The 20,151-nt window shown below is 60.7% G+C and carries 21 protein-coding genes; 14 read left to right on the top strand and 7 right to left on the bottom strand.

The genetic code is table 11. From position 1 onward, the window contains the following. Window positions 1-52 precede the first annotated feature (52 nt). The 4 genes from ACFWXH_RS12920 (at window position 53) to ACFWXH_RS12935 (ending at window position 5,333) form a co-directional block, all read left to right on the top strand. Window positions 53-1,930, top strand: a complete 1,878-nt coding sequence (locus ACFWXH_RS12920; RefSeq protein WP_379120690.1) for an ABC-F family ATP-binding cassette domain-containing protein — start codon at window positions 53-55, stop codon at window positions 1,928-1,930. Window positions 1,931-2,098: 168 nt separating this feature from the next. Next, complete coding sequence (locus tag ACFWXH_RS12925) at window positions 2,099-2,467, top strand: DUF4087 domain-containing protein (protein WP_379120692.1); 369 nt, start codon at window positions 2,099-2,101, stop codon at window positions 2,465-2,467. 24 nt (window positions 2,468-2,491) lie between these two features. Beyond that, on the top strand, window positions 2,492-3,082 hold the full coding sequence (locus ACFWXH_RS12930) for a hypothetical protein (RefSeq protein WP_379120694.1): 591 nt from the start codon (window positions 2,492-2,494) through the stop codon (window positions 3,080-3,082). 142 nt (window positions 3,083-3,224) lie between these two features. Next, window positions 3,225-5,333: a molybdopterin-dependent oxidoreductase gene (locus ACFWXH_RS12935; protein ID WP_379120696.1), complete on the top strand. Its 2,109-nt coding sequence runs from the start codon at window positions 3,225-3,227 to the stop codon at window positions 5,331-5,333. A 20-nt stretch (window positions 5,334-5,353) separates the two neighbouring features. Here the strand turns inward: ACFWXH_RS12935 and ACFWXH_RS12940 are convergent, their stop codons facing one another. Beyond that, window positions 5,354-6,292 (bottom strand): MBL fold metallo-hydrolase, encoded by a 939-nt coding sequence (locus ACFWXH_RS12940; RefSeq protein WP_379120699.1) that lies wholly within the window; start codon window positions 6,290-6,292, stop codon window positions 5,354-5,356. A gap of 284 nt (window positions 6,293-6,576) precedes the next feature. On the opposite strand from ACFWXH_RS12940, the gene ACFWXH_RS12945 reads away from it, so the two are divergent. Further along, window positions 6,577-7,368: an SDR family NAD(P)-dependent oxidoreductase gene (locus tag ACFWXH_RS12945; protein WP_379120701.1), complete on the top strand. Its 792-nt coding sequence runs from the start codon at window positions 6,577-6,579 to the stop codon at window positions 7,366-7,368. Window positions 7,369-7,484: 116 nt separating this feature from the next. Here ACFWXH_RS12945 and ACFWXH_RS12950 read toward each other — a convergent pair whose 3' ends face one another. Beyond that, window positions 7,485-8,402, bottom strand: a complete 918-nt coding sequence (locus ACFWXH_RS12950) for a LysR family transcriptional regulator (RefSeq protein ID WP_379120703.1) — start codon at window positions 8,400-8,402, stop codon at window positions 7,485-7,487. Window positions 8,403-8,667: 265 nt separating this feature from the next. On the opposite strand from ACFWXH_RS12950, the gene ACFWXH_RS12955 reads away from it, so the two are divergent. After that, a complete protein-coding gene (locus tag ACFWXH_RS12955) occupies window positions 8,668-9,729 on the top strand; it encodes an alkene reductase (protein ID WP_379120705.1) in 1,062 nt (353 codons plus the stop codon). Window positions 9,730-9,796: 67 nt separating this feature from the next. Here the strand turns inward: ACFWXH_RS12955 and ACFWXH_RS12960 are convergent, their stop codons facing one another. Continuing rightward, window positions 9,797-10,249 (bottom strand): Lrp/AsnC family transcriptional regulator, encoded by a 453-nt coding sequence (locus ACFWXH_RS12960; RefSeq protein ID WP_379120707.1) that lies wholly within the window; start codon window positions 10,247-10,249, stop codon window positions 9,797-9,799. 111 nt (window positions 10,250-10,360) lie between these two features. Here ACFWXH_RS12960 and ACFWXH_RS12965 point away from each other — a divergent pair, with 111 nt between their 5' ends. Then, window positions 10,361-11,317 (top strand): nucleoside recognition domain-containing protein, encoded by a 957-nt coding sequence (locus ACFWXH_RS12965; RefSeq protein WP_379120709.1) that lies wholly within the window; start codon window positions 10,361-10,363, stop codon window positions 11,315-11,317. 60 nt (window positions 11,318-11,377) lie between these two features. Further along, window positions 11,378-11,638 carry a hypothetical protein gene (locus ACFWXH_RS12970; RefSeq protein ID WP_379120711.1) on the top strand — a complete coding sequence of 87 codons (261 nt, stop codon included), beginning with the start codon at window positions 11,378-11,380 and terminating at the stop codon, window positions 11,636-11,638. Between the two features lie 71 nt (window positions 11,639-11,709). Here the strand turns inward: ACFWXH_RS12970 and ACFWXH_RS12975 are convergent, their stop codons facing one another. Further along, window positions 11,710-12,432 (bottom strand): glutathione S-transferase family protein, encoded by a 723-nt coding sequence (locus ACFWXH_RS12975; protein WP_379120713.1) that lies wholly within the window; start codon window positions 12,430-12,432, stop codon window positions 11,710-11,712. A 97-nt stretch (window positions 12,433-12,529) separates the two neighbouring features. On the opposite strand from ACFWXH_RS12975, the gene ACFWXH_RS12980 reads away from it, so the two are divergent. The 3 genes from ACFWXH_RS12980 to ACFWXH_RS12990 all read left to right on the top strand — a co-directional run bounded on the left by ACFWXH_RS12980 (window position 12,530) and on the right by ACFWXH_RS12990 (window position 15,092). Then, complete coding sequence (locus ACFWXH_RS12980; protein WP_379120715.1) at window positions 12,530-13,435, top strand: LysR family transcriptional regulator; 906 nt, start codon at window positions 12,530-12,532, stop codon at window positions 13,433-13,435. 102 nt (window positions 13,436-13,537) lie between these two features. Continuing rightward, a complete protein-coding gene (locus ACFWXH_RS12985; protein ID WP_379120717.1) occupies window positions 13,538-14,431 on the top strand; it encodes a cation diffusion facilitator family transporter in 894 nt (297 codons plus the stop codon). A gap of 97 nt (window positions 14,432-14,528) precedes the next feature. Beyond that, window positions 14,529-15,092, top strand: coding sequence for a hypothetical protein (locus ACFWXH_RS12990; protein WP_379120719.1), 564 nt, complete (start codon window positions 14,529-14,531; stop codon window positions 15,090-15,092). A gap of 13 nt (window positions 15,093-15,105) precedes the next feature. On the opposite strand, the gene ACFWXH_RS12995 is transcribed toward ACFWXH_RS12990, so the two are convergent. The 3 genes from ACFWXH_RS12995 to purM are packed head-to-tail and all read right to left on the bottom strand — an operon-like array spanning window position 15,106 to window position 17,443. Beyond that, entirely contained in the window at window positions 15,106-15,621 is a 516-nt protein-coding gene (locus ACFWXH_RS12995; RefSeq protein WP_379120721.1) for a SixA phosphatase family protein, read from the bottom strand. A gap of 47 nt (window positions 15,622-15,668) precedes the next feature. Further along, entirely contained in the window at window positions 15,669-16,382 is a 714-nt protein-coding gene (purN, locus tag ACFWXH_RS13000) for a phosphoribosylglycinamide formyltransferase (protein ID WP_379120723.1), read from the bottom strand. Then, window positions 16,379-17,443 carry a phosphoribosylformylglycinamidine cyclo-ligase gene (gene purM / locus ACFWXH_RS13005; RefSeq protein ID WP_379120725.1) on the bottom strand — a complete coding sequence of 355 codons (1,065 nt, stop codon included), beginning with the start codon at window positions 17,441-17,443 and terminating at the stop codon, window positions 16,379-16,381. The genes purN and purM overlap by 4 nt, the downstream gene beginning before the upstream one ends. Window positions 17,444-17,758: 315 nt before the next feature. Between purM and ACFWXH_RS13010 the strand changes: the two genes are divergently transcribed. The 3 genes from ACFWXH_RS13010 to hdaA are packed head-to-tail and all read left to right on the top strand — an operon-like array spanning window position 17,759 to window position 20,145. After that, window positions 17,759-18,310, top strand: a complete 552-nt coding sequence (locus ACFWXH_RS13010) for a CDP-alcohol phosphatidyltransferase family protein (RefSeq protein WP_379120950.1) — start codon at window positions 17,759-17,761, stop codon at window positions 18,308-18,310. Then, window positions 18,288-19,448, top strand: a complete 1,161-nt coding sequence (locus tag ACFWXH_RS13015; protein WP_054310934.1) for an AI-2E family transporter — start codon at window positions 18,288-18,290, stop codon at window positions 19,446-19,448. The genes ACFWXH_RS13010 and ACFWXH_RS13015 overlap by 23 nt, the downstream gene beginning before the upstream one ends. 7 nt (window positions 19,449-19,455) lie before the next feature. Beyond that, entirely contained in the window at window positions 19,456-20,145 is a 690-nt protein-coding gene (gene hdaA, locus ACFWXH_RS13020; RefSeq protein ID WP_054310933.1) for a DnaA regulatory inactivator HdaA, read from the top strand. Window positions 20,146-20,151 lie beyond the last annotated feature (6 nt).

Genomic DNA, 20,151 nt, shown 5'->3' on the forward strand with positions numbered 1-20,151 from the left:
TCGGCCGCATCCCCTTGCCATTATTGCCTATACGGGCCAAAACCGCGCCGCCATGCTTATCATCAACGACCTTTCGCTCCGCATCGCCGGACGCCTGCTTCTCGACCACGCTTCGCTGACGCTGCCCACAGGCACGAAAGCGGGTCTCGTCGGCCGCAATGGTACCGGCAAGACCACGTTGTTCAAGGCAATCACCGGCGATCTCGCTTCCGAAACCGGCTCGATCAGCATTCCGAAGAACACGCGCATCGGTCAGGTGGCGCAGGAAGCGCCCGGCACGGAGGATTCGTTGCTGGAGATCGTGTTGGCCGCCGACAAGGAGCGTGCTGCACTGTTGGAAGAAGAGAAGACAGCGACCGATCCCAACCGAATCGCCGAAATCCATATTCGGCTGGCCGACATCGATGCACACACCGCCGAATCCCGTGCGGCCACCATTCTGGCGGGCTTAGGCTTCGATGAAGCGGCGCAAGCGCGCCCGGCATCATCCTTTTCCGGCGGCTGGCGCATGCGCGTTGCGCTCGCGGCGGTGCTGTTTTCCGAGCCGGATCTTCTGCTGCTCGACGAGCCGACCAACTATCTCGACCTCGAAGGCACGCTCTGGCTGGAGAACTACGTTTCGAAATATCCGCATACCGTGCTCCTGATCTCGCATGATCGCGATCTTCTCAATCGCGCGGTCAACTCGATTGTGCATCTCGACCAGCAGAAGCTGAGTTTTTGGCGTGGCGGCTACGATCAGTTCGAACGGCAGCTTTCCGAGCAGCAGGAACTGCAGGAAAAGAGCCGCATCAAGCAGGAGGTGCAGCGCAAGCACCTGCAGTCCTTCGTCGACCGTTTTCGTGCCAAAGCCTCGAAGGCCAGGCAGGCACAGTCGCGCATCAAGGCGCTGGAGCGCATGAAGCCGATCGCGGCCCTGGTCAACGATTCCGTCAAACCGTTCTCCTTTCCGGAGCCCGTGAAGACCGTTGCCTCTCCTATCGTGGCGTTGTCCGGCGTTGAGGTTGGTTACACGCCGGGCAAGCCGATTTTGAAGAAGATGACATTGCGGATCGACGCCGATGACCGCATCGCGCTGCTCGGTGCTAACGGCAATGGCAAGTCGACCTTTGCCAAGTTGCTTGCTGGACGGCTCAAGGCGGAGACCGGCACGATGACGATCGCGCCTGGGTTGAAGGTAGCGATCTTCGCCCAACATCAGCTTGATGATCTGCGCCCGGATGAAAACGCCTACGAACATGTACGCCGTCTCATGCCGGAAGCACCGGAGGCAAAGGTGAGGGCGCGTGTCGCGCAGTTTGGCCTGGCAACCGAAAAGATGAATACCGCTGCCAAGGACCTGTCTGGCGGCGAAAAGGCGCGACTGCTGATGGGCTTGGCTGCCTTCGAAGGACCGAACCTGTTCATTCTCGACGAACCGACCAACCATCTCGACATCGATTCCAGAGAATCGCTGATTCACGCGCTCAATGATTTTCCCGGAGCGGTGATCCTGATTTCCCACGACCGCCATCTGCTCGAGGCGACCGCCGACCGGCTGTGGCTGGTCAAGGACGGTGCGGTCAATCCGTATGACGGCGACCTCGATGACTACAAGACGCTGGTAACCGGTGTCTCGGTGGACCGTCGCGAAAAGCGGGAGGCCGACAAGGCCTCCAAGGCCGACCGCCGCAGGGAGGCAGCGGCAAGGCGCGCGGCGCTGGAGCCGCTGGCCAAGGAAATTCGTGCGACCGAAGGGCTGATGGATCGCCTGCGCAAGCGCATCGACCTTATCGAGGACGAACTCGCCAATCCGGCACTTTACGAGAAGGACCCGATCAAGGCGACGCGGTTTGCCAAGGAGCGTTCGGAACTGATGGCTCAACTCAACGGCCATGAAGAGCGCTGGCTGACGATGTCGGCCGAGTACGAGGAAGGCATCGCGGAGTAGGCGCCCACTCCTGATCAGGCCCGGAAACTTAGGTCAGCTTAATAGCCGCCGCTGTGCCATCTGGTTGACTACGGTATGCCCAGAGTTGTCATGTTGGCACGTTGTCATGTTAGCATCAGGTGATGAAGCTGGCGGGTGGTGGGCGAAGCTTCAACCGAGGGGATCGCCATGCGCTTGTTTCTTGTCATCAGCTTGGGGGTGATTGCGTGGGCCGTATCTGCTGATGCAGCCGAACGTCGTTGCGGCTGGTACGGCAATCCTACCCCCGGTGACATGTTGCTCACCGATCGGCAGGGCGATTGGTGGATCACGGGAGGCGGCGAGGACAGAGATGCCAAAGGCATCGAAAATGCCCCGCAGATGGACGAGACGCGGTTTGTCGAAACCAACGTGCCGGGGGCGGGCCGCGGTTATAACTGCGCCTGCCTGACGGTCGAGACCAACGCGAAGACACACAGGGTTCTGAGGGTATTTGCCGGGGAAATCGTGCCTTTGGCACGATGCCGTGCCGATAGGGCGTTGCCGAGTCCGGACTGAGCGCGGCATCGATAGGCGAGCGTTATGGACACTCAACCCGTTCATCCCGATGTCTTCATTCACGTCCGCATCATCGTCGGCATGGTGCTGGGATTGAGTCTGACGCGCCTGGTCACGGGCCTCACCCGCTTTGTGCAACATCCGGCCCGGGAACGGATCTATCCGATCCACATGGGTTGGGTGTTGTTCATGTTCCTCGCCATCATTCATTTCTGGTGGTACGAGTTCGGGCTGTCTGCAATCCGTCACTGGACGTTCGAACTCTATCTGTTCGTCATCCTCTACGCGGTGCTGTTCGCCACGATCGCATCGCTGCTGTTTCCGGACCGCATGGAAGAATATTCCGGCTATGAGGAATACTTCCAGTCGCGGCGCCGATGGTTCTATGGGTTTCTGGCGCTGATCTTTCTGGTCGATATGGCCGATACCGCTTTCAAGGGCGCCGAACATTTTCGTTCGCTCGGGATAGAATATCCGATCAGGCAGACCCTGTTCGCGATCTGCTCGATCGTCGCGATTTTTGTTGCGAGCAAAACCTATCAGATGGTGTTCGTGACCGTCGGCCTGATCTACCAGATTTCGTGGATTCTGCGCCTGTTCAACATCATGAGTTAGTGCGATTCAGTCGACGCGGCAGCAGCTTCTCTGTTTTGGGAAATACATTTTCCGTAGACTTGCATAGGGGAGGTCACTCTTGCCTCCCGTACTTGATCAACTGGCCCTACACTCGGAGCCGGCGAACAGGTAAAAGAGCGACATGAACACCCATGCCAACATCCGCATTGGCCATTCGGCCTGTCCGCATGACTGCCCGTCCACCTGTGCGCTCGATGTCGAGCTGCTGGCGCCGGACCGCATCGGGCGCATCCACGGTGCCAAGGACAACAGCTACACGGCGGGGGTCGTCTGCGCCAAGGTGGCGCGCTATGCCGATCGTGTCCATCACCCCGACCGTCTGCTGAAGCCGCTGGTGCGCGCCGGCGCCAAGGGCGGCGGCCAGTGGAAGGAAGCGAGCTGGGAGGCCGCGCTCGACCTCGTCGCTGAAAAATTCATCGCGGCGGAAGAAAAACTCGGCTCCGAGACGGTCTGGCCCTATTTCTACGCAGGCACGATGGGGCTGGTGCAGCGTGACGGTATCGAACGTCTGCGCCACGCCAAGAAATATTCCGGCTTTTTCGGATCGATCTGCACGAACCTGGCCTGGACAGGTTACGTGATGGGCACAGGCGCGCTGCGCGGTTCCGATCCGCGGGAGATGGGCCGTTCCGACTGCGTCGTCATCTGGGGCACCAATGCGGTGGTCACCCAGGTCAATGTGATGACCCATGCGATCAAGGCGCGCAAGGAACGCGGCGCCAAGATCGTCGTCATCGACATCTACGAAAACGCGACGATGAAGCAGGCCGATGTCGGCCTGGTGGTGAAGCCCGGCACGGATGGCGCGCTCGCCTGCGCGGTCATGCATGTGCTGTTTCGCGAGAACATGGCCGACCGCGCCTATCTCGAAAAATACACCGATGATCCGATCGGGCTGGAGGCGCATCTGGCCGACAAGACGCCGGAATGGGCAGCGGCGATTACAGGGCTGACCGTTGCCGAGATCGAAGCCTTCGCGCGACTGGTCGGCACCACCAAACGTACTTTCTTCCGGCTGGGCTATGGTTTTGCACGCCAGCGCAACGGCTCGGCTAACATGCATGCCGCACTTTCCATCGCCGCGGTCACCGGCTGTTGGCAATATGAAGGCGGCGGCGCTTTTCATTCCAATTCAGGTATTTCCGGCTTCAAGTTCAACAAGGATCTTCTGGAAGGCGACCGCTATCGCGATCCCAAGGTGCGCTATCTGGACCATTCGCGCATAGGCCCGGTGCTGACCAATGCGGAGGACGCGCTCTATGGCGGCCCGCCGGTGACGGCGCTGCTGATCCAGAACACCAATCCGATGAACGTCGCGCCTGAGCAGCGCTTGGTGAAAGAAGGTTTCCTGCGCGAGGATTTGTTCACTTGCGTGCACGAACAGTTCATGACGGACACGGCCAAGGTTGCCGACGTCGTTTTGCCGGCTACCATGTTCCTGGAGCATGACGACATCTACAAGGGCGGCGGCAATCAGCACATCACGCTCGGCCCAAAGCTGATCGAGCCGCCGGCTGGCCCGCGCACCAATCATTACGTCATCGAGGAACTGGCCAAGCGCCTCGGTGTATCGCATATGCCCGGCTTCGGCCTGACCGAAAAGGAACATATCAACGCACTGCTGAAGAACCGGGATCTCGATTTCGAGACGCTGCGCGAACAGCGCTGGGCCGACATGCAGCCGGATTTCGAGACCGCGCATTTCCTCAAAGGTTTTGGCCACCCGGACGGTAAGTTCCGTTTCAAGCCGCAGTGGAACGGTGGTTATGCGCCCAACAAGCCGCCAAAGAGCATGGGTATCTTCGGTCCTGTCGGGCAACTGCCGGAATTTCCCGATCATGTCGACCTGATCGAAGTGGCGGATGCCAAACATCCATTCCGGCTGGCGACGTCGCCGGCGCGCAACTTCCTGAATTCTTCCTTCGCCGAGACGCCGGTGTCCCAGGCCAAGGAAGTGCGGCCGGAACTTTTGATCCACCCGGAGGATGCCGCTGCTCTTGGTCTGAGCGAGGGCGCGCGAGTCGAGGTCGGCAATCCGCGCGGCGAAATCGTGCTTCACGCCAAGCTGTTCGCGGGCCTCAAGCGCGGCGTGGTGATCGCCGAAGGGATCTGGCCGAATTCAGCGCATGAGCGCGGCGAGGGCATCAACGTGCTGACGGGTTCGGATGCGCCGGCACCCTATGGCGGGGCCGCGGTGCACGACAACAAGGTCTGGGTGCGGGCAGCGTAGGTCGCGAACGACAGGCTCGATCAATCGTATCCGAATGGTCTGCCATTGGTGAAGACGATGTCGGTGTAGATGTTCATCGTCTCGTTGATCGGATAGATCTTCGCAGAGCGTATCAACTCATCCGGCGTTGCCTCCGATGGCTGGAGCTTTCCTTGCCGAATGGCTTCGAATGCACCCTTTGCGTCAACCAAAGTTTGACGGTTCATCAGCGGTAGCGAATTCTGCGGAACAGCTTTCGCGCTGCCGTGGGCACCGTAGATTTTGGTCTTCGAACCGATCACACCAAGAGCCTTGTCGAGCGAAGCCAGGTAGTCCTTGACGTTTCCAACGAACAAGGGACCCGGATACAGAAAATCTCCGACGAACAGCATGTCGTCATTTTCCTCCCACAGCGAGATTTCATCCTTGGTGTGGCCGGGTGTTGAAAGCAGTTGAAGCTTGAGTTCGCCAAGGTCGATGATTTCGTTGGGCGCAACATAGCGAGCTACGCGAAAGCTGCTCGGCGACAGCTTGTCGATATCGTGAAGATCGATTCCGACCGGAACCGTGGTCGTCCCCTCCTTGTCGGCCAGTTCTCTCGTGTAAGGCAGATCGACGAGCCAGACCTCTTTGAATTTGTCGAGGCCGGCCATGTGATCGAAATGCAAATGGGAAGGGATGACCGCCACAGGCTTGTCGGTGAGCGACGCGACGACTTTCGTGATGTCTTCTTCGCGCGACGCCCCGCCGTCCAACAGAAGCGCTCTCTGCATGCCTACGAACAGGTAGGAGACATTGGCCTGGTAGTAGGTCGGCTCGCTGATCGCAAAAATGCGATCGTCGATCTTGTGGATCGCGTATGCGCTGTCCCCGAAGTAGTGAGCATCCGGTGGAAGAGGAGGGCGGTCCTTGGCCTGAACATTGCCCAGCCCCAAAAACAAGGTGAGCAAAATGGCGCTTGCAAGCCGAACGGGTTTCATGGGCTTGCCCTCCTTTGGACCTGTCTGTCGCCAGCCGCAGAGCGACGATAGGGGATCGGGCACATGCAAACATCCGCGACTTTCGGCTATGAGTTCACGCGGGGGGAGCATTTCCGCAGATTGATGTGCTCGATAAGGGCACTTCTTTGTCCCGAAATTGAAACGCCGAGGTCCATGACGTCCCCCTAATGCAACGGAACGACCAGTCATATCCTCCTGCACCGACAACGGCGCCTGCCTTGCTTGCTTCTGCAGGAGGCTGCCACAGCAGAAGGTGCATACTCATGGTACTCGACCGATTCAGATTGGATGGACGCACCGCCGTTGTGACCGGCGGTGCGGCGGGGCTCGGCCAGGCCTTTGCGCTGGCGCTGGCCGAAGCCGGCGCAAGGGTCGCCGTGATCGACCGTGACCCGGCGACAGAAACTGCGCAGGTGCTTGGAGAGCGGGGTTTTTCGGTTTCCGCTGATCTTGCCAAGGAGGAGCAGGTCGCGGTGGCGGTCGGCAGAATACTGGAATGGAGCGGCGGAAAACTCGATATCCTCGTCAACAATGCCGGTATCGCGACGCCACCGGCCCGCCTGCTCGATGTGAGTGTCGATGAGTGGGATCGCGCCATCACCATCAATCTGCGCAGCATGTTCCTGGTGACGAAAGCGCTGCTGCCGGAACTTATCGCCAGCGGGCGCGGCTCGATCGTCAATTTGAGTTCCTATCTAGCGCTTGTCGGCGTCTACCCGGACTTCCCTGTGACGGCTATTCCATACGCCACGAGCAAGGCCGGCGTTGTCGGCTTCACTCGGCAGATCGCCGTCGAATACGCCAAGCACAAGGTGCGCGCCAACGCGATCGCGCCAGGCTGGCATCTCGGTACGAAACTTGGCCGCGAAGCCGAGGGCAAGATCAGCACCGAGGAGTATCGGCGCTTCGCCGACTTCATGGAACGCTCGGTGCCGATGGGACATACCGGTCGGCCGGACAATCTGGTCGGGCTGATCCTCTATCTGGCAAGCGACGCATCTTCCTATCTCACCGGGCAGATCATCGCCCATGACGGCGGCATCACGGCTGCCTGATTTCGGAGTAGGGGCTAGAGCAATTCCAGGAAAAGTGTGTAACGGTTTTCCGTCCGGAATTGCGAAAAAACAAAGAGTTAGAGCGTTTCCGCGTTTCCGTGAAAAACGGAAACGCTCTAGCGTTCAAATGGACGCCGGGCGAGCCGGGCCAGAAAAGTCGCTTCTCCTCGTGCCGCGGGGTCATAAGCTGCCACCATCTTGGCAACGAAGGCTGCCACCTTCGGGCTGGTGAGATGCCGCGATGTGTGCAGTGCCCAGGCATCGACCCGTCGCCCCGGCACGGTTCCCCAATTGGCGAGCGCCCCTGTCCTGAAATCCGGCTCCGCCAGCCAGCGTGGTATTACCGCGACACCTGCACCGGCGAGAACGGCGTTGTAGACGAGAAGCATGGAAGAGCAACGCAGCACCGTCCGAGGTCGGACCGTCCTGCGCTCGTTGCCTGCATCGAGCGTCCATTCGGCCGCTTCGCGCGCCGCGGCGATCATCACAGCCGGTACAGTCGTCCCATCTGTTTCGGGGATGGACAACTGCGGTGGGGCGGCAAATACCAGATCGTCCCTGAGGAAGCATTGGCCGACCAAATCTGTGTCCGGGTCCGGATTTGCCCGCACGACGATGTCGAATTCCTCGGTGATCGGATCGACAAAACGGTCGTCGACCGAGACCTCGACCGTCACATCCGGATAGGCGGCGATGAACTCCGCAACGATCCTGCCAAGTGCTGTATGCGCGAAGAGCCCGGGGACGCTGATCCTCAGCTTTCCGCGCGGACGTCCGGCATGACCAGCGACCTCTTCGCCCACTTCCGCGAGCTCGTCGATGAGATGTGCAGTCCGATTGCGTAGCAACTGACCTTCTTCGGTCAGGCGAAGCGCGCGTGTCCCGCGTTCGACCAACCGGACTCCCAGCTCCTGCTCCAGCTCGCTCAGACGACGCGAAAGCGTGGTTTTCGGAATGCCGCTGGCCCGGCTGGCGGCGCTGAAACCACCATGCTGCGCGATCGTGTTGAAGTCCGACAACTTGGAAATATCCATGGTTTTGTTCCGGAAATGGTACGATTTGCACCATTTCGACCCGCTAATGCTTCGATCGGATCGAAGCTATCTTTGCCGTGTATCCGTTGGCAATGGCATAAAATTGCTGGTTTGTAAGGACGTTCGCCAATCCGACGGTTGAGGACCACGGTGGAAGCCGCGTGCCGAAATCGGTCCATCAATGACGCTGGTGTCTCTGTTTGTCTGCGCGCTTGCGCGCTGGGCGAACTTCGGATGCCCGGAACCTGAACACAGAGGACGAGATATGAGCGATCTTTGGAAGCCGATCACCATCGGCGACATGACCCTGCCGCATCGCCTTGCGATGGCGCCGATGACGCGCAGCCGTGCCAAGGCCGACGGCACGCCCGGAAACCTTGCCGCCGAATACTATGCTCAACGCAGTTCGTTTGGCCTGATCGTTACCGAAGGCACGCAGCCCTCCGATGACGGGCAGGGCTATGTCACCACGCCCGGCATCTACACCGATGCACATGTCGAAGGCTGGAAAAAGGTGACCTCGGCAGTCCATGACGCCGGCGGCAGGATGTTCATCCAGCTCATGCATGTCGGACGCATGTCGCATCCGGACAACACGCCGCATCACCGCCAGCCGATCGCGCCATCGGCAATCGCGCCGGGTCTTCAGATGTTCACGGCCGCCGGCATGCAGGATGCACCGACGCCGCGCGCAATGACTTCGGACGACATCAAGAAAACAGTCGATGAATTTGTTCTTGCTGCCAGGCGGGCTGTCGATGCCGGCGCAGACGGTGTCGAGATCCATGGCGCCAACGGCTATCTGATCCACCAGTTCTTTGCGCCCAATGCCAACCATCGCACCGACGCGTATGGTGGGTCGATCGAAAACAGGGCGCGGTTCGGGATCGAGGTGGCCGTTGCGGTTGCGGCTGAGATCGGCCCGCAACGCGTCGGTTTCCGTATTTCGCCATCTGCTCCGATCGGCGGATTGGTGGAAGGGGATCAGGCTGCGGATCTTTATCGGCATGTCGGTACCGAATTGGACAGGCTGGGCCTAGCCTACCTGCATTTCCTGCATACCGGCGATGAGGTGCTCGCCGAGGACATCCGTGCACGCTGGTCGCGGCCGCTGCTCTTTCTGCGTTCCGGCCGTACGCTGGACAATCTGGAGGACGACCTGCTCACGGGTCAGGCTGATGTCTTGCCGATCGGCCGCTGGGCGCTGGCAAATCCTGATTTCATCGAACGCTACAAGAACGGAGCGCCGTATAACGAAGCGGACCGAGCGACCTTCTATGGCGGCGGCGCACGTGGCTATACCGACTACCCAGTCCTCGCGGCTTGAAATCGCAGCTGCCTCACCGCATGAGCTTCGATGGAATGCCGCAGGCAGGTAGAGCCGACGGAAGGACCTAGAGTGGAATGGATGTCGCCTCCTTGGCCGTCTTGATCACGAACATGGTGTAGAAACGCGAGACATTGGCTTGATCCCGCAAGAGGCGGTCACACAGTGCGTCGAACTCGTCCATGTCCACGAGGCGAAGAATGAGAAAAGCGTCGGTCTGGCCGCTCACGCCATAGGCCTGGCTGACTGCCGGCTCCTGGGCCGCGAGGTCGAGGAAGCGGCGCATGTGTTGCTCGCCATGGCGTTCCAATTCGACAGTGACGATGGCCCTCAATCCCCTGCCGGCCTTGGCCGGATTGAGGATAGCGACGACGCGGTCGATGATGCCTGTCGATCTCAGTCGCCTTATGCGGCGCAGACAGCTCGACGGTGAAAGCCCCACCTTGTCCGCCAGATCGGCGTTGGTGCGCGAAGCGTCCTTTTGCAGGAGATTGAGAAGCCGCTTGTCGATCCGATCCATGATCCGGTCCTCTTTTTGACCGTGCAATTTTATTGCATCATCATGCAAATTTTGACCACAAATGCCAGCGGCCCCACGCTAGTCATTGGCCTCCAAAACGGAGGTGTCGTCATGACCATTTACGTCGCTCTCTATCGAAAGACGCTGGAAGCGTTCGAAGTCTATTGGGATCTGGTTCGCATCATCATCCCGGTCGCTATAGCCACACAGATCCTGCAGGAATTGGGCTTTATCCGGTTGATCGCTCCGGTCTTCGAGCCATTGATGGCGATGGTCGGGTTGCCACCGGCGCTCGCCCTCAGCTGGCTGACGGGACTGCTGGTGGGTATGTGGGGTGCCATCGTCGTCGTGTTCACACTTGTACCCGTGTCGGCGCTGAGCACGGCGGACATGACTGTTCTCTCGGTGCTGCTTCTGTTCGCGCATGCCATTCCCATAGAGCAACGCATCATCCAGAAGGCCGGGCCGAGTTTTCTCGTTACCGCAGCCCTTCGCATTGGCGGCGGACTGCTCTTTGCAGCGCTCCTGCATCAGCTGTTCGCGGCGACTGGATGGCTGTCCGAACCGCTGGAGCCGGCGTGGCTGCCGATGAATGAAAGCACCGGCTGGTTCGGCTTTTTCCTTGGCATGCTGAAGACGCTGGTGACCATGCTGGTCATTCTCGTTGCGCTGAGCTGGCTGATCGAGCTTCTCAAGATCTCGGGGCTGCTGGGCCAGTTCAACAAGGCGCTTGCACCGCTGTTTCGTTTTGCGGGCATCGAGCCCCAAACCGTGCCTATAACCGCCATCGGCATGTTTCTCGGGATTTCCTATGGCGGCGGCCTGCTGATCCGCGAGGCACGAACGGCCGCCGTGGAGCCCCGGCAGATTTTCCTCGCCTGCGTGTTCATGGGGTTTGCCCACAGCATCATCGAGGACACGCTTGTTGTCGTTGCCCTGGGGGCGGACTTCACGAGCGTATTCTTCGGTCGTCTGGTTTTTGCCTTCGTTGCCACTGCGTTGATCGCCAGGATCACCAATCCTGCCTCCGACAATGCGTTCCTCAACGGCGTCTTCCGCAAGGGCTGACGAAGAATTTTTGTGCTCTCTCGTCTCCAAAAACAGAGTCCAGCCATTCGAGGTGTTCAAATGTCCATTGAATTGACCTGGAAAATCAGAGACGGCCACATGATCGCGAAGAGCGAGATCGCCGATTTCAACGGCCGCAATCCATTGCCCGAACCAATGCAGCCGAAGAAAATCGGCAATCTCCATGGCCGCGGTACAGAGCTGTATCTGAGTATCCTCGACTTGCTCGGCCATCTCGATTGTGCTGGCCCTGCACAGATTCAGGCCCTCCTGGAAGAAACCGAACATGTGCTCGGGGAGTTCCTGCGGAGGAAGAACTAGCGTGCCGCCTTCGCAATTGCCTGTGATACGCGCCACCTGTCGATGGCGCGCATTTCTTTCAGAACAGGTATTTAGGCAGCCAGCGCCGCACTTGTCTCGCGCAGCACATCGGCGAGGGGGACAAGCCCCTTCATTGCACCACTGCCGATGGCCGGCTTGCCGTCCTCTACCGCCACAGCAAAGCGGAAGGCCGGCTCGGCTTCGATGCGCTGGCGCAGCGCCAGGATGCGCGGATAGTCCTGAGGATCGACCGCCTTGTGGAAGTCCACCCAGCGCGCGACCCCGGCAAACACGGCATCAGCCAAGGTCGGCTTGTCTCCAAGCAGATAATTGCTGTCGCCGATCATCGCCTCCAGTTGTTCGTGACGCTTGGCGACGAAGTCACGGCCGAATTTGCGCAGTGTTTCCCGTTCCTCTTCCGTCGCCTCTTCGGCCTCCAGCGCCACCCATAGCGGTGTGAACGCGCCGGTGAAGCCGGTGTTCAGGAACGCGACGTATTGATGCAGTCGGTCGGCCTCAGGTGTGCCGGGCTCGAACGTAATGCGGCGCTCCAAATCGCGCGCTTCCAGCCAGAGCGCGATCGCCATCGTCTCGGTCAACACACGGCCTTCGCCGGTGATCAGCACCGGGGTTTCCACTCGGCCATTCAGGCGCTTGTAGGCATCGGTGCGCATTTCACCCAGCATGTCCACACGGGTCAGCCGGTAGGGTTTGCCAAGCCACTCGAAAGCAGTGACGAGCCCTGCCGAGGAGCCGAGCGGAAAGCCGGAGGTGAGGATTGGTTCGGATGTCATGTCGTTTCTCCATCGTTGATGTGATGGATATACGTTCGTGGACTTTTCTGCTGTAGACTGCCATTTTCGGACATAATGTCCATGAATGTAGACTTTGATGCTAAATCTCAACGATCTTCATTTCTTCGCCCAAGCGGTTGACAGTGGTGGTTTCGCGGCGGCTGCGAGGCGTCTCGGCTGTCCGAAATCGACGGTGAGCAAGCGGGTTGCGGCCTTGGAAGCGGCGCTCGGCGCTCAACTGCTCCATCGGAGTTCGCGCAATTTCACGCTGACCGACGTGGGGCGTGACGTTTACGATCATGCCAGCGCGGCGATGATCGAGGCGGAAGCGGCCGAAATGGTTGTGCAGCGGAAGCTAGCGGAGCCGAGTGGCATCGTGCGGATCACGGCTTCGGTCCCGAACGCGCAGTTTCGGCTGGCGCATCGCTTACCGAAGCTGGCGCGCCGGTATCCCAAGTTGAGGATCCAGTTGCATGTCACCGACCGTTTCGTCGATCTCGTACAGGACGGTTTCGACATCGCTATCCGCAGCCATTTCGCGCCACTGCCGGATTCCGATCTGGTGCAGCGGCGTATGAGCGAAGATCCAATCACGCTGGTGGCCGCGCCATCTTATCTCGTCGAACGCGGTGAGGTGGCAACGCCAGAGGCGCTGAGCGAGCATGACGGGCTGATGAGTACGATGGCGGCAAAGGCCTGGCGATTGAGCGATGCGCGCGGCCATATCGTGGAAGTCGCACCGCAGCCGCGACTTCATGCCGATGAATCGGTGCCGTTGCTGAAAGCCGCCGAAGCTGGCCTCGGTATCGTCTGCCTGCCGGAGCTGATCTCAGCCGAGGCGATCAGGGAGGGGCGGCTGGTGCGGCTGTTGCCGGCCTGGACAGCGGGTAGCGTCATGACGACGATCCTGACCCCGCATAAGCGCGGACAACTCCCTGCTGTGCGTGCGGTGATCGATTTCCTGTTGCAGAAGGCAACAGCAGACGCGCGCCCCACGGCATAGAGACTGGGCCGCGAAGGTGCTTGCCCAACCTCACGACGCAGTGTCTTTCAACCGATGTCCATATCAGTCTAGCTTGACCTCGAACCCGGCCCGGAGATTTCGATGAGTGGCGATCACCAGCATGGCGACCTTGAAACCACACCGGCCTCGCGATTGTGGATGGCGCTCGGGCTGACTGGAACATTCCTTGTCGCAGAGGTTGTCGGCGGCATCGTTACCGGAAGCCTGGCACTGATTTCCGACGCCATGCATATGGCGACCGATGCCATGGCGCTGGTCATCGCGCTGATCGCCATTCGCCTCGGTCGCCGCGAAGCGGACCTTTTGCGCACCTACGGTTATGCCCGCTTCGAGATCCTGGCTGCCGCCTTCAATGCGATGCTGTTGCTCGCCGTGGCGTTCTACATCCTATACGAGGCTTACAAACGGTTGTTCGAGACGCAGGAAATCGCCTCGGTCGGCATGCTGCTGATTGCCGTCATAGGTCTTCTCGTCAACCTTATCTCGATGCGGCTTCTGACCAGCCATGCCGACAAGAGCCTCAACGTCAAAGGCGCCTATCTGGAAGTCTGGGCCGACATGCTGGGTTCGATCGGCGTCATTGCCGGGGCGATCGTCATCTGGCTGACCGGTTGGCAGTGGGTGGATTCGCTGATCGCGGTGGGTATCGGCTTCATGGTGTTTCCGCGCACCTGGGTATTGCTCAAGGAGTGTATCAACATCCTGCTCGAAGGCGTGCCGCCCGGCATGAAACTGGTGGATGTCGAAACCGCCATCAAAGAGATTCCAGGCGTCGCCTCCGTGCACGACCTGCATCTGTGGGCGATCACGCAAAGCAAGCTTTCACTGACCGCGCATGCCGTGCTGGCGGAGGGCGCCGACGCCGAAACCGTGCGACGGGGCGTGGAGGCGGTGCTGCGCGAGAAATATGACCTGCACCACACCACGTTGCAGATGGAGCGCGAGTCTTGCACGCAGGTGGAGAGCATCCACTAACCTCCAGCCTCAAAAGGTGCGGCAATTTGGTCCTCTTGCTCCTCTAGTCACTAGAGGATCTACCTTTCGAGACACCATTTCGAAAGAGGAGGCCGTCATGAGTTGGCATGGCTCCAAGCAGAGCGGGCGTCACGGTGGGGGTGGCCGTAATATCGGCCATGGCGCCGGGCATCGAGACAACCACAGCTACGACGAAGAGCGTCACGGCAGTGCTGCCCAATGGGGGCGGGTCGGCGAGCCCGCGTCGGGCGGACGCGCGTTGGGGCACAATGATCGTGGTGGCACCAACGACCCTGCGCAATCCTCTGGAATCGTATCGAAGTTTGCCATCTTCGCAGCGATAGCGGCTCTGGTCCTTTGGTCGCTGCTCGCCTGGGGAACCTATGGGCTTGTCGATGTGCTGGGTGGGTGGCTGTCCGCCAATGGCGGTACGTTGCTGCAGGGCGGCAAGGATGCGGCCGGTGCTGTTGGCATCGGCAAGGAAATCATCGACAGGGTCGATATCCAGGGCGCGAACGGAGTGGTGCAGCAGCTTATAGCTGCGGCGCTGGTCGTCGCGCGCCCGACCATTGTGTTCGTGTGGTTTCTTGGAGCGCTGGCAATCGTGGCGGCGCCGCTCGTCGTCAGACGGCTTGGTCGTCTCGTTCGCTCAAGACACTGAAGAGAGTGTGTGTTCAGCCGAGGTCTTTCGGGCGCAGGAAATGGATGAGTGTGGCCGCGCCGACGTCGAGGCCGGTCCAATCACCTTTGAACTCGAACACAGCCAACGCCCCTGTCGGGAATTTTTTCTTCAATGACTTCACCAGCTTGCCATTCGAGGCTTTGCCGGCGAGGCGATCCGCGAGATCGCCAAGGCCGGGATTGTGGCCGAGCACGAGCAATGTTTCGGCATCCTCGCCGTTCCGTCTGACTTCGCCGAGAATAGCTTCAGCCGGCATTTCGTAGAGTGACTGAGAGAAACTTGGCTCGGGCCGCGACAGCCATTCGCCCGCCGCCAGACGCCAGGTCTCGCGTGTGCGTTCGGCCACCGAGACCAGGGCGCGATCGGGCAGCCAGTTGCGCTGTGCGATGGTGCGGCCGATCAGAAGCGCTGCCTCGATGCCGCGCGGCGCGAGCGGGCGCTCGATATCGGCGAGATCGGGATTGTCCCAGCTGGATTTGGCGTGGCGCAGCAGAAGAAGCCGTTTCATGACGTGATCCTTGCGAGACGCTTTTCCGATCGAACCGGCAAGCTAGCCTAAGGCGTGATGCGCGCCAATTGCTCCAGGTCTACGCTGGTGCGCAGCGGATTGGGTGCGGCAACCACGGCGCTGGCGACCGTTTCGTTGTCGGCGAAACCCGAGAACACGGTATGGCCGCCTTCCATGCGCGCCTTGCCTTCTGCCACCAATCTCAGGGCCAGAGGATAGATCTGATGCTCGGCTTTGAGCACTCGGGCGGCGAGGCTGTTCTCGCTGTCGTCCAGCAGGACGGGAACCGCCGCCTGGGCGATGATCGGCCCCTCGTCCATGGCAGGGGTTACGAAGTGCACAGTGCAGCCATGGACGCGCATGCCTGCGTCCAACGCACGCCGATGGGTATCCAGTCCGGTGAAGGAAGGCAGGAGGGCAGGGTGGATGTTGATCATCTTGCCCTGCCATTTCTCGACGAATGGCGTGGTCAGCAAACGCATGTAGCCGGCCAGCGCCACCAGTTCGGTACCGAAGCCAGCCAGGGCGGCGTCGATCGCCGCGTCGTGCGCGTCCTTGCTCGGATGGTCGGCGCGGGCAACGACCTTGGTCGGAATGCCGCGTGCGATCGCAATGCCGAGGCCGGCGGCGTCCGGCTTGTCGGAAATGACACCAACGATCTCGGCCGGAAAGTCCGGATCACTGGCCGCAGCGATCAGCGCTGTCATGTTGGAACCGCGGCCGGAAATGAGGATCGCCGTGCGTTTGCGTTGCATTGTCATAGGCTGATCGATCCCCGGTAGATCACGCCGGTGTCGCGGCGCGGCACGATGCGGCCGATCGGCGTCACCGTCTCGCCAGCTTCCTGCAGCACGGCCGCCACTTGCGCCGCCTGGCCAGAGGCTACCACGATGATCATGCCGATGCCGCAGTTGAAGGTGCGCATCATTTCAGCGGCTGCAACCCCGCCGGTCTTGGCGAGCCAAGAGAAGACCGGCGGCACATCGATCGCCTCAAGATCGAGCTCGGCGGAAAAATCCTTGGGCAGAACGCGCGGGATGTTATCGGGGAATCCGCCGCCCGTGATGTGGGCGAGCGCCTTAATGCCGTGCGTGTTGCGGATCGCCTTCAGGATCGACTTCACATAAATGCGGGTGGGTTCGAGCAGGGCTTCGGCCAAAGTGAGGCCGGGCGCGAACGGCGCCTTGGCGTCCCAGGCGAGGCCGCTGGCGGCAACGATGCGGCGGATCAGCGAATAGCCGTTGGAATGCGGCCCTGAAGAGGCGAGGCCGAGCAGCACGTCGCCCTCTACGACATCGTCGGTCGGCAAAAGCTGGTCGCGCTCGGCGGCACCCACGGCAAAGCCGGCGAGATCATAGTCCTTATCCTGATACATGCCGGGCATTTCGGCGGTCTCGCCGCCGATCAGCGCGCAGCCGGCCTGACGGCAGCCTTCGGCGATGCCGCCGACGATCGCCACGCCCTGTTCGGGATCGAGCTTGCCCGTGGCAAAATAGTCGAGGAAGAACAACGGCTCGGCTCCCTGGACGACCAGGTCGTTGACACACATGGCGACGAGGTCGATGCCGATGGTGTCGTGCTTGCCGGCATCGATGGCGATCTTGAGCTTGGTGCCGACGCCATCATTGGCGGCAACCAAAACCGGATCGGTGAAGCCGGCAGCCTTGAGGTCGAACAGCCCGCCGAAACCGCCGATCTCGCCATCGGCGCCCGGCCGGCGGGTGGCCCGCACCAGCGGCTTGATCTTTTCCACCATCAGATTGCCGGCGTCGATATCGACACCCGCGTCGGCATAGGTGAGCCCGTTGGTTGGTTCGTTCATCGCTGTTCCCTGCTTGGGCCGGCGAGCGGCCGACACCACCTTAACGCGTCAGGCGGCTCTTCGCACGAACAGTCCGGCCTCGCAACTGCAAGAGAAACGGTCGACAGCTTTCGTTTAGAGCGCCGCGCGTCCATTTGGATGCGGAAAGGCGCTCCAACACCTGATTTGGCGCAAGATCCTTCCGAAAGTCGAACCCGATCTTCAGGTTGTGCACTCGACAATTCGGTGGATAGCATGACGCGATTTCACGATCTCTTGCGGTTCCTGTCACCTTCGCCCATGTATCGGCAGGAAACAAAGACGGGCCCGCTGTTGGTGACCATCCCCAACCTGATCTCCATCCTGCGCCTGCTGCTGGTGCCTGGCGTGGTGCTGGCCATGTTGCAGGCGCGCTGGGAATGGGCCTTTGCCGGCTTCGTTATCGCCGGCGTCTCGGACGGTGTCGATGGCTTCATTGCGCGCCACTTCAACCAACACTCAAGGCTGGGTGCCTATCTCGACCCGATCGCGGACAAGCTGCTCCTGGTTTCCGTCTTCATCGTGCTCGGCATCAGTGGGGAACTGCCGCTTTGGCTGGTAATAGCCATGGTTTCGCGCGACGGGCTCATCATTTGCGCGGTGGTGCTCTCGTCAGTCATGGGGCATCCGGTCGAAGTGAAGCCGCTTTTCGTCTCCAAGGCGAACACGGCCGTACAGATCATCCTGGCGGCGGAAGTGCTGGCCGAGCTGGCCTTTGCCATGCACCTCGATCCACTGCGCGGTATCTTGATAATGCTTTCCGGGCTCTTGACCGTGGCTTCCGCTGCGGCCTATCTCGTGGCCTGGCTGAGGCATATGAGTGGTAATGGCGAAGGCAGCACTTCCTGATCACGACGCGGCCGAGGCAGCGGCCGCATCCGCTTTCCGGCGCCAGCTGCGGTTCTGGCTGATCGGGGCGGTTATCCTGATCGGCTTCCTCTACCTGTTCAGCGACATTCTGCTGCCTTTCGTGGCCGGCATGGTGCTGGCCTATTTCCTCGATCCCGTTGCTGACCGGCTGGAGAGGTTCGGCCTGTCCCGTGTCATGGCGACGGTGGTGATCCTCATTGCCTTCATCGTTGTCCTGGTGCTGGCCTTCGTCATCCTGGTGCCGGTGCTGGCCTCGCAGATGGCGGGTTTTGCCGAGAAGCTGCCGGAATATCTCACCCGTCTGCAGGCATTGGTCACCAACTTCGACCCGACATGGTTGGAACAGCGCTTCGGCGTCAGTGCGGCCAGTCTCAAGGACGGCCTGAATTCGGTGCTGAGTTCCGGGCTCGGCTTGGTGACCACGGTTTTCCAATCGCTGTGGAACTCCGGCATGGCACTGGTTTCGGTGGTGTCGCTGTTCGTGGTGACGCCCGTGGTCGCCTTCTACATGCTGCTCGACTGGGACCGCATGGTGGCGACGGTGGACAGCTGGGTGCCACGCGACCATGTCGAGACGGTTCGCCAGATATCCGCCGATATCAACACTGCCACCGCTGGCTTTGTGCGCGGGCAAGGTACGCTCTGCCTGGTGCTGGGCGCCATGTACGCGGTCGGGCTGACGCTGACAGGGCTGAATTTCGGCATCCTGATCGGTCTGTTCGCCGGGCTGATATCCTTCATTCCCTATGTGGGTTCGCTGACCGGGCTGGTGCTGGCGATCGGTGTCGCCATCGTGCAGTTCTGGCCTGACTGGACGATGATCGTGGCAGTCGCGGCAGTGTTCTTCATCGGCCAGTTCATCGAAGGCAATATCCTGTCGCCCAAACTCGTGGGGAAAAGCGTCGGCCTGCATCCCGTCTGGCTGATGTTCGCACTGTTTGCCTTCGGTGCCCTGTTCGGCTTCGTTGGCCTGCTGATCGCCGTTCCAGCAGCCGCGGCCGTCGCTGTGCTGGTGCGCTTCGCCATCTCGCGGTACCTGGAATCGCCGCTCTACAAGGGGCATGGTGCCGAACCGCCGCCCTTGCAGGGCAAGCGGACCAGGCCACGACGCGGCTAGCGAATTCATGGAACGGTCACGACAGCTTCCGCTCGATCTCGGGCATGGCACCGCCTATTCGCGCGACGACCTTGTCGTGTCGGCTTCAAACACGGAGGCGGCGACACTTGTCGACCGCTGGCCGGACTGGCCGGCGCCCGTGGTGGTGCTGGCCGGCCCAGCAGGGTCCGGCAAGACGCATCTGGCTGAAATCTGGCGCGAGGCAGCTGATGCGGTCACCATCGAAGCCGGCAAGATTGGGCAAGGCGCGCTCGCTTTTGACGGACGCCCCGTTCTGATCGATGACATAGATGCCGGCGTCTTCGACCAGCAGGGATTGTTCCACCTCATCAACAGCGTGCGGGGAGCAGGTTCTCACCTCCTGCTGACCGCCAGGCGTTTTCCCGCGGCCTGGGGTACGACACTGCCCGACCTATCGTCGCGCCTGAAGGCAGCGGCTACCGTCGAGATCCATGAACCGGACGACGTCCTTCTGGCGGGCGTCATCACAAAACTGTTCGCCGACCGTCAGGTCGAGGTGGAACCGCATGTCGTGCAATATCTGGTGCGGCGCATCGAACGTTCGCTGGCAACGGCGATACGGGTGGTCGAACGGCTCGATCGCATGGCGCTGGAACAGAAGGCGCGCATCACCCGCACGATGGCGGCTGACGCCGTCAACGCCATGGATGAAGGCCAGGGCGAGTTCGAGCTGTAACGCGCT

This window comes from Mesorhizobium sp. NPDC059054, assembly GCF_042739215.1.
Taxonomy (GTDB): Bacteria; Pseudomonadota; Alphaproteobacteria; order Rhizobiales; family Rhizobiaceae; genus Mesorhizobium.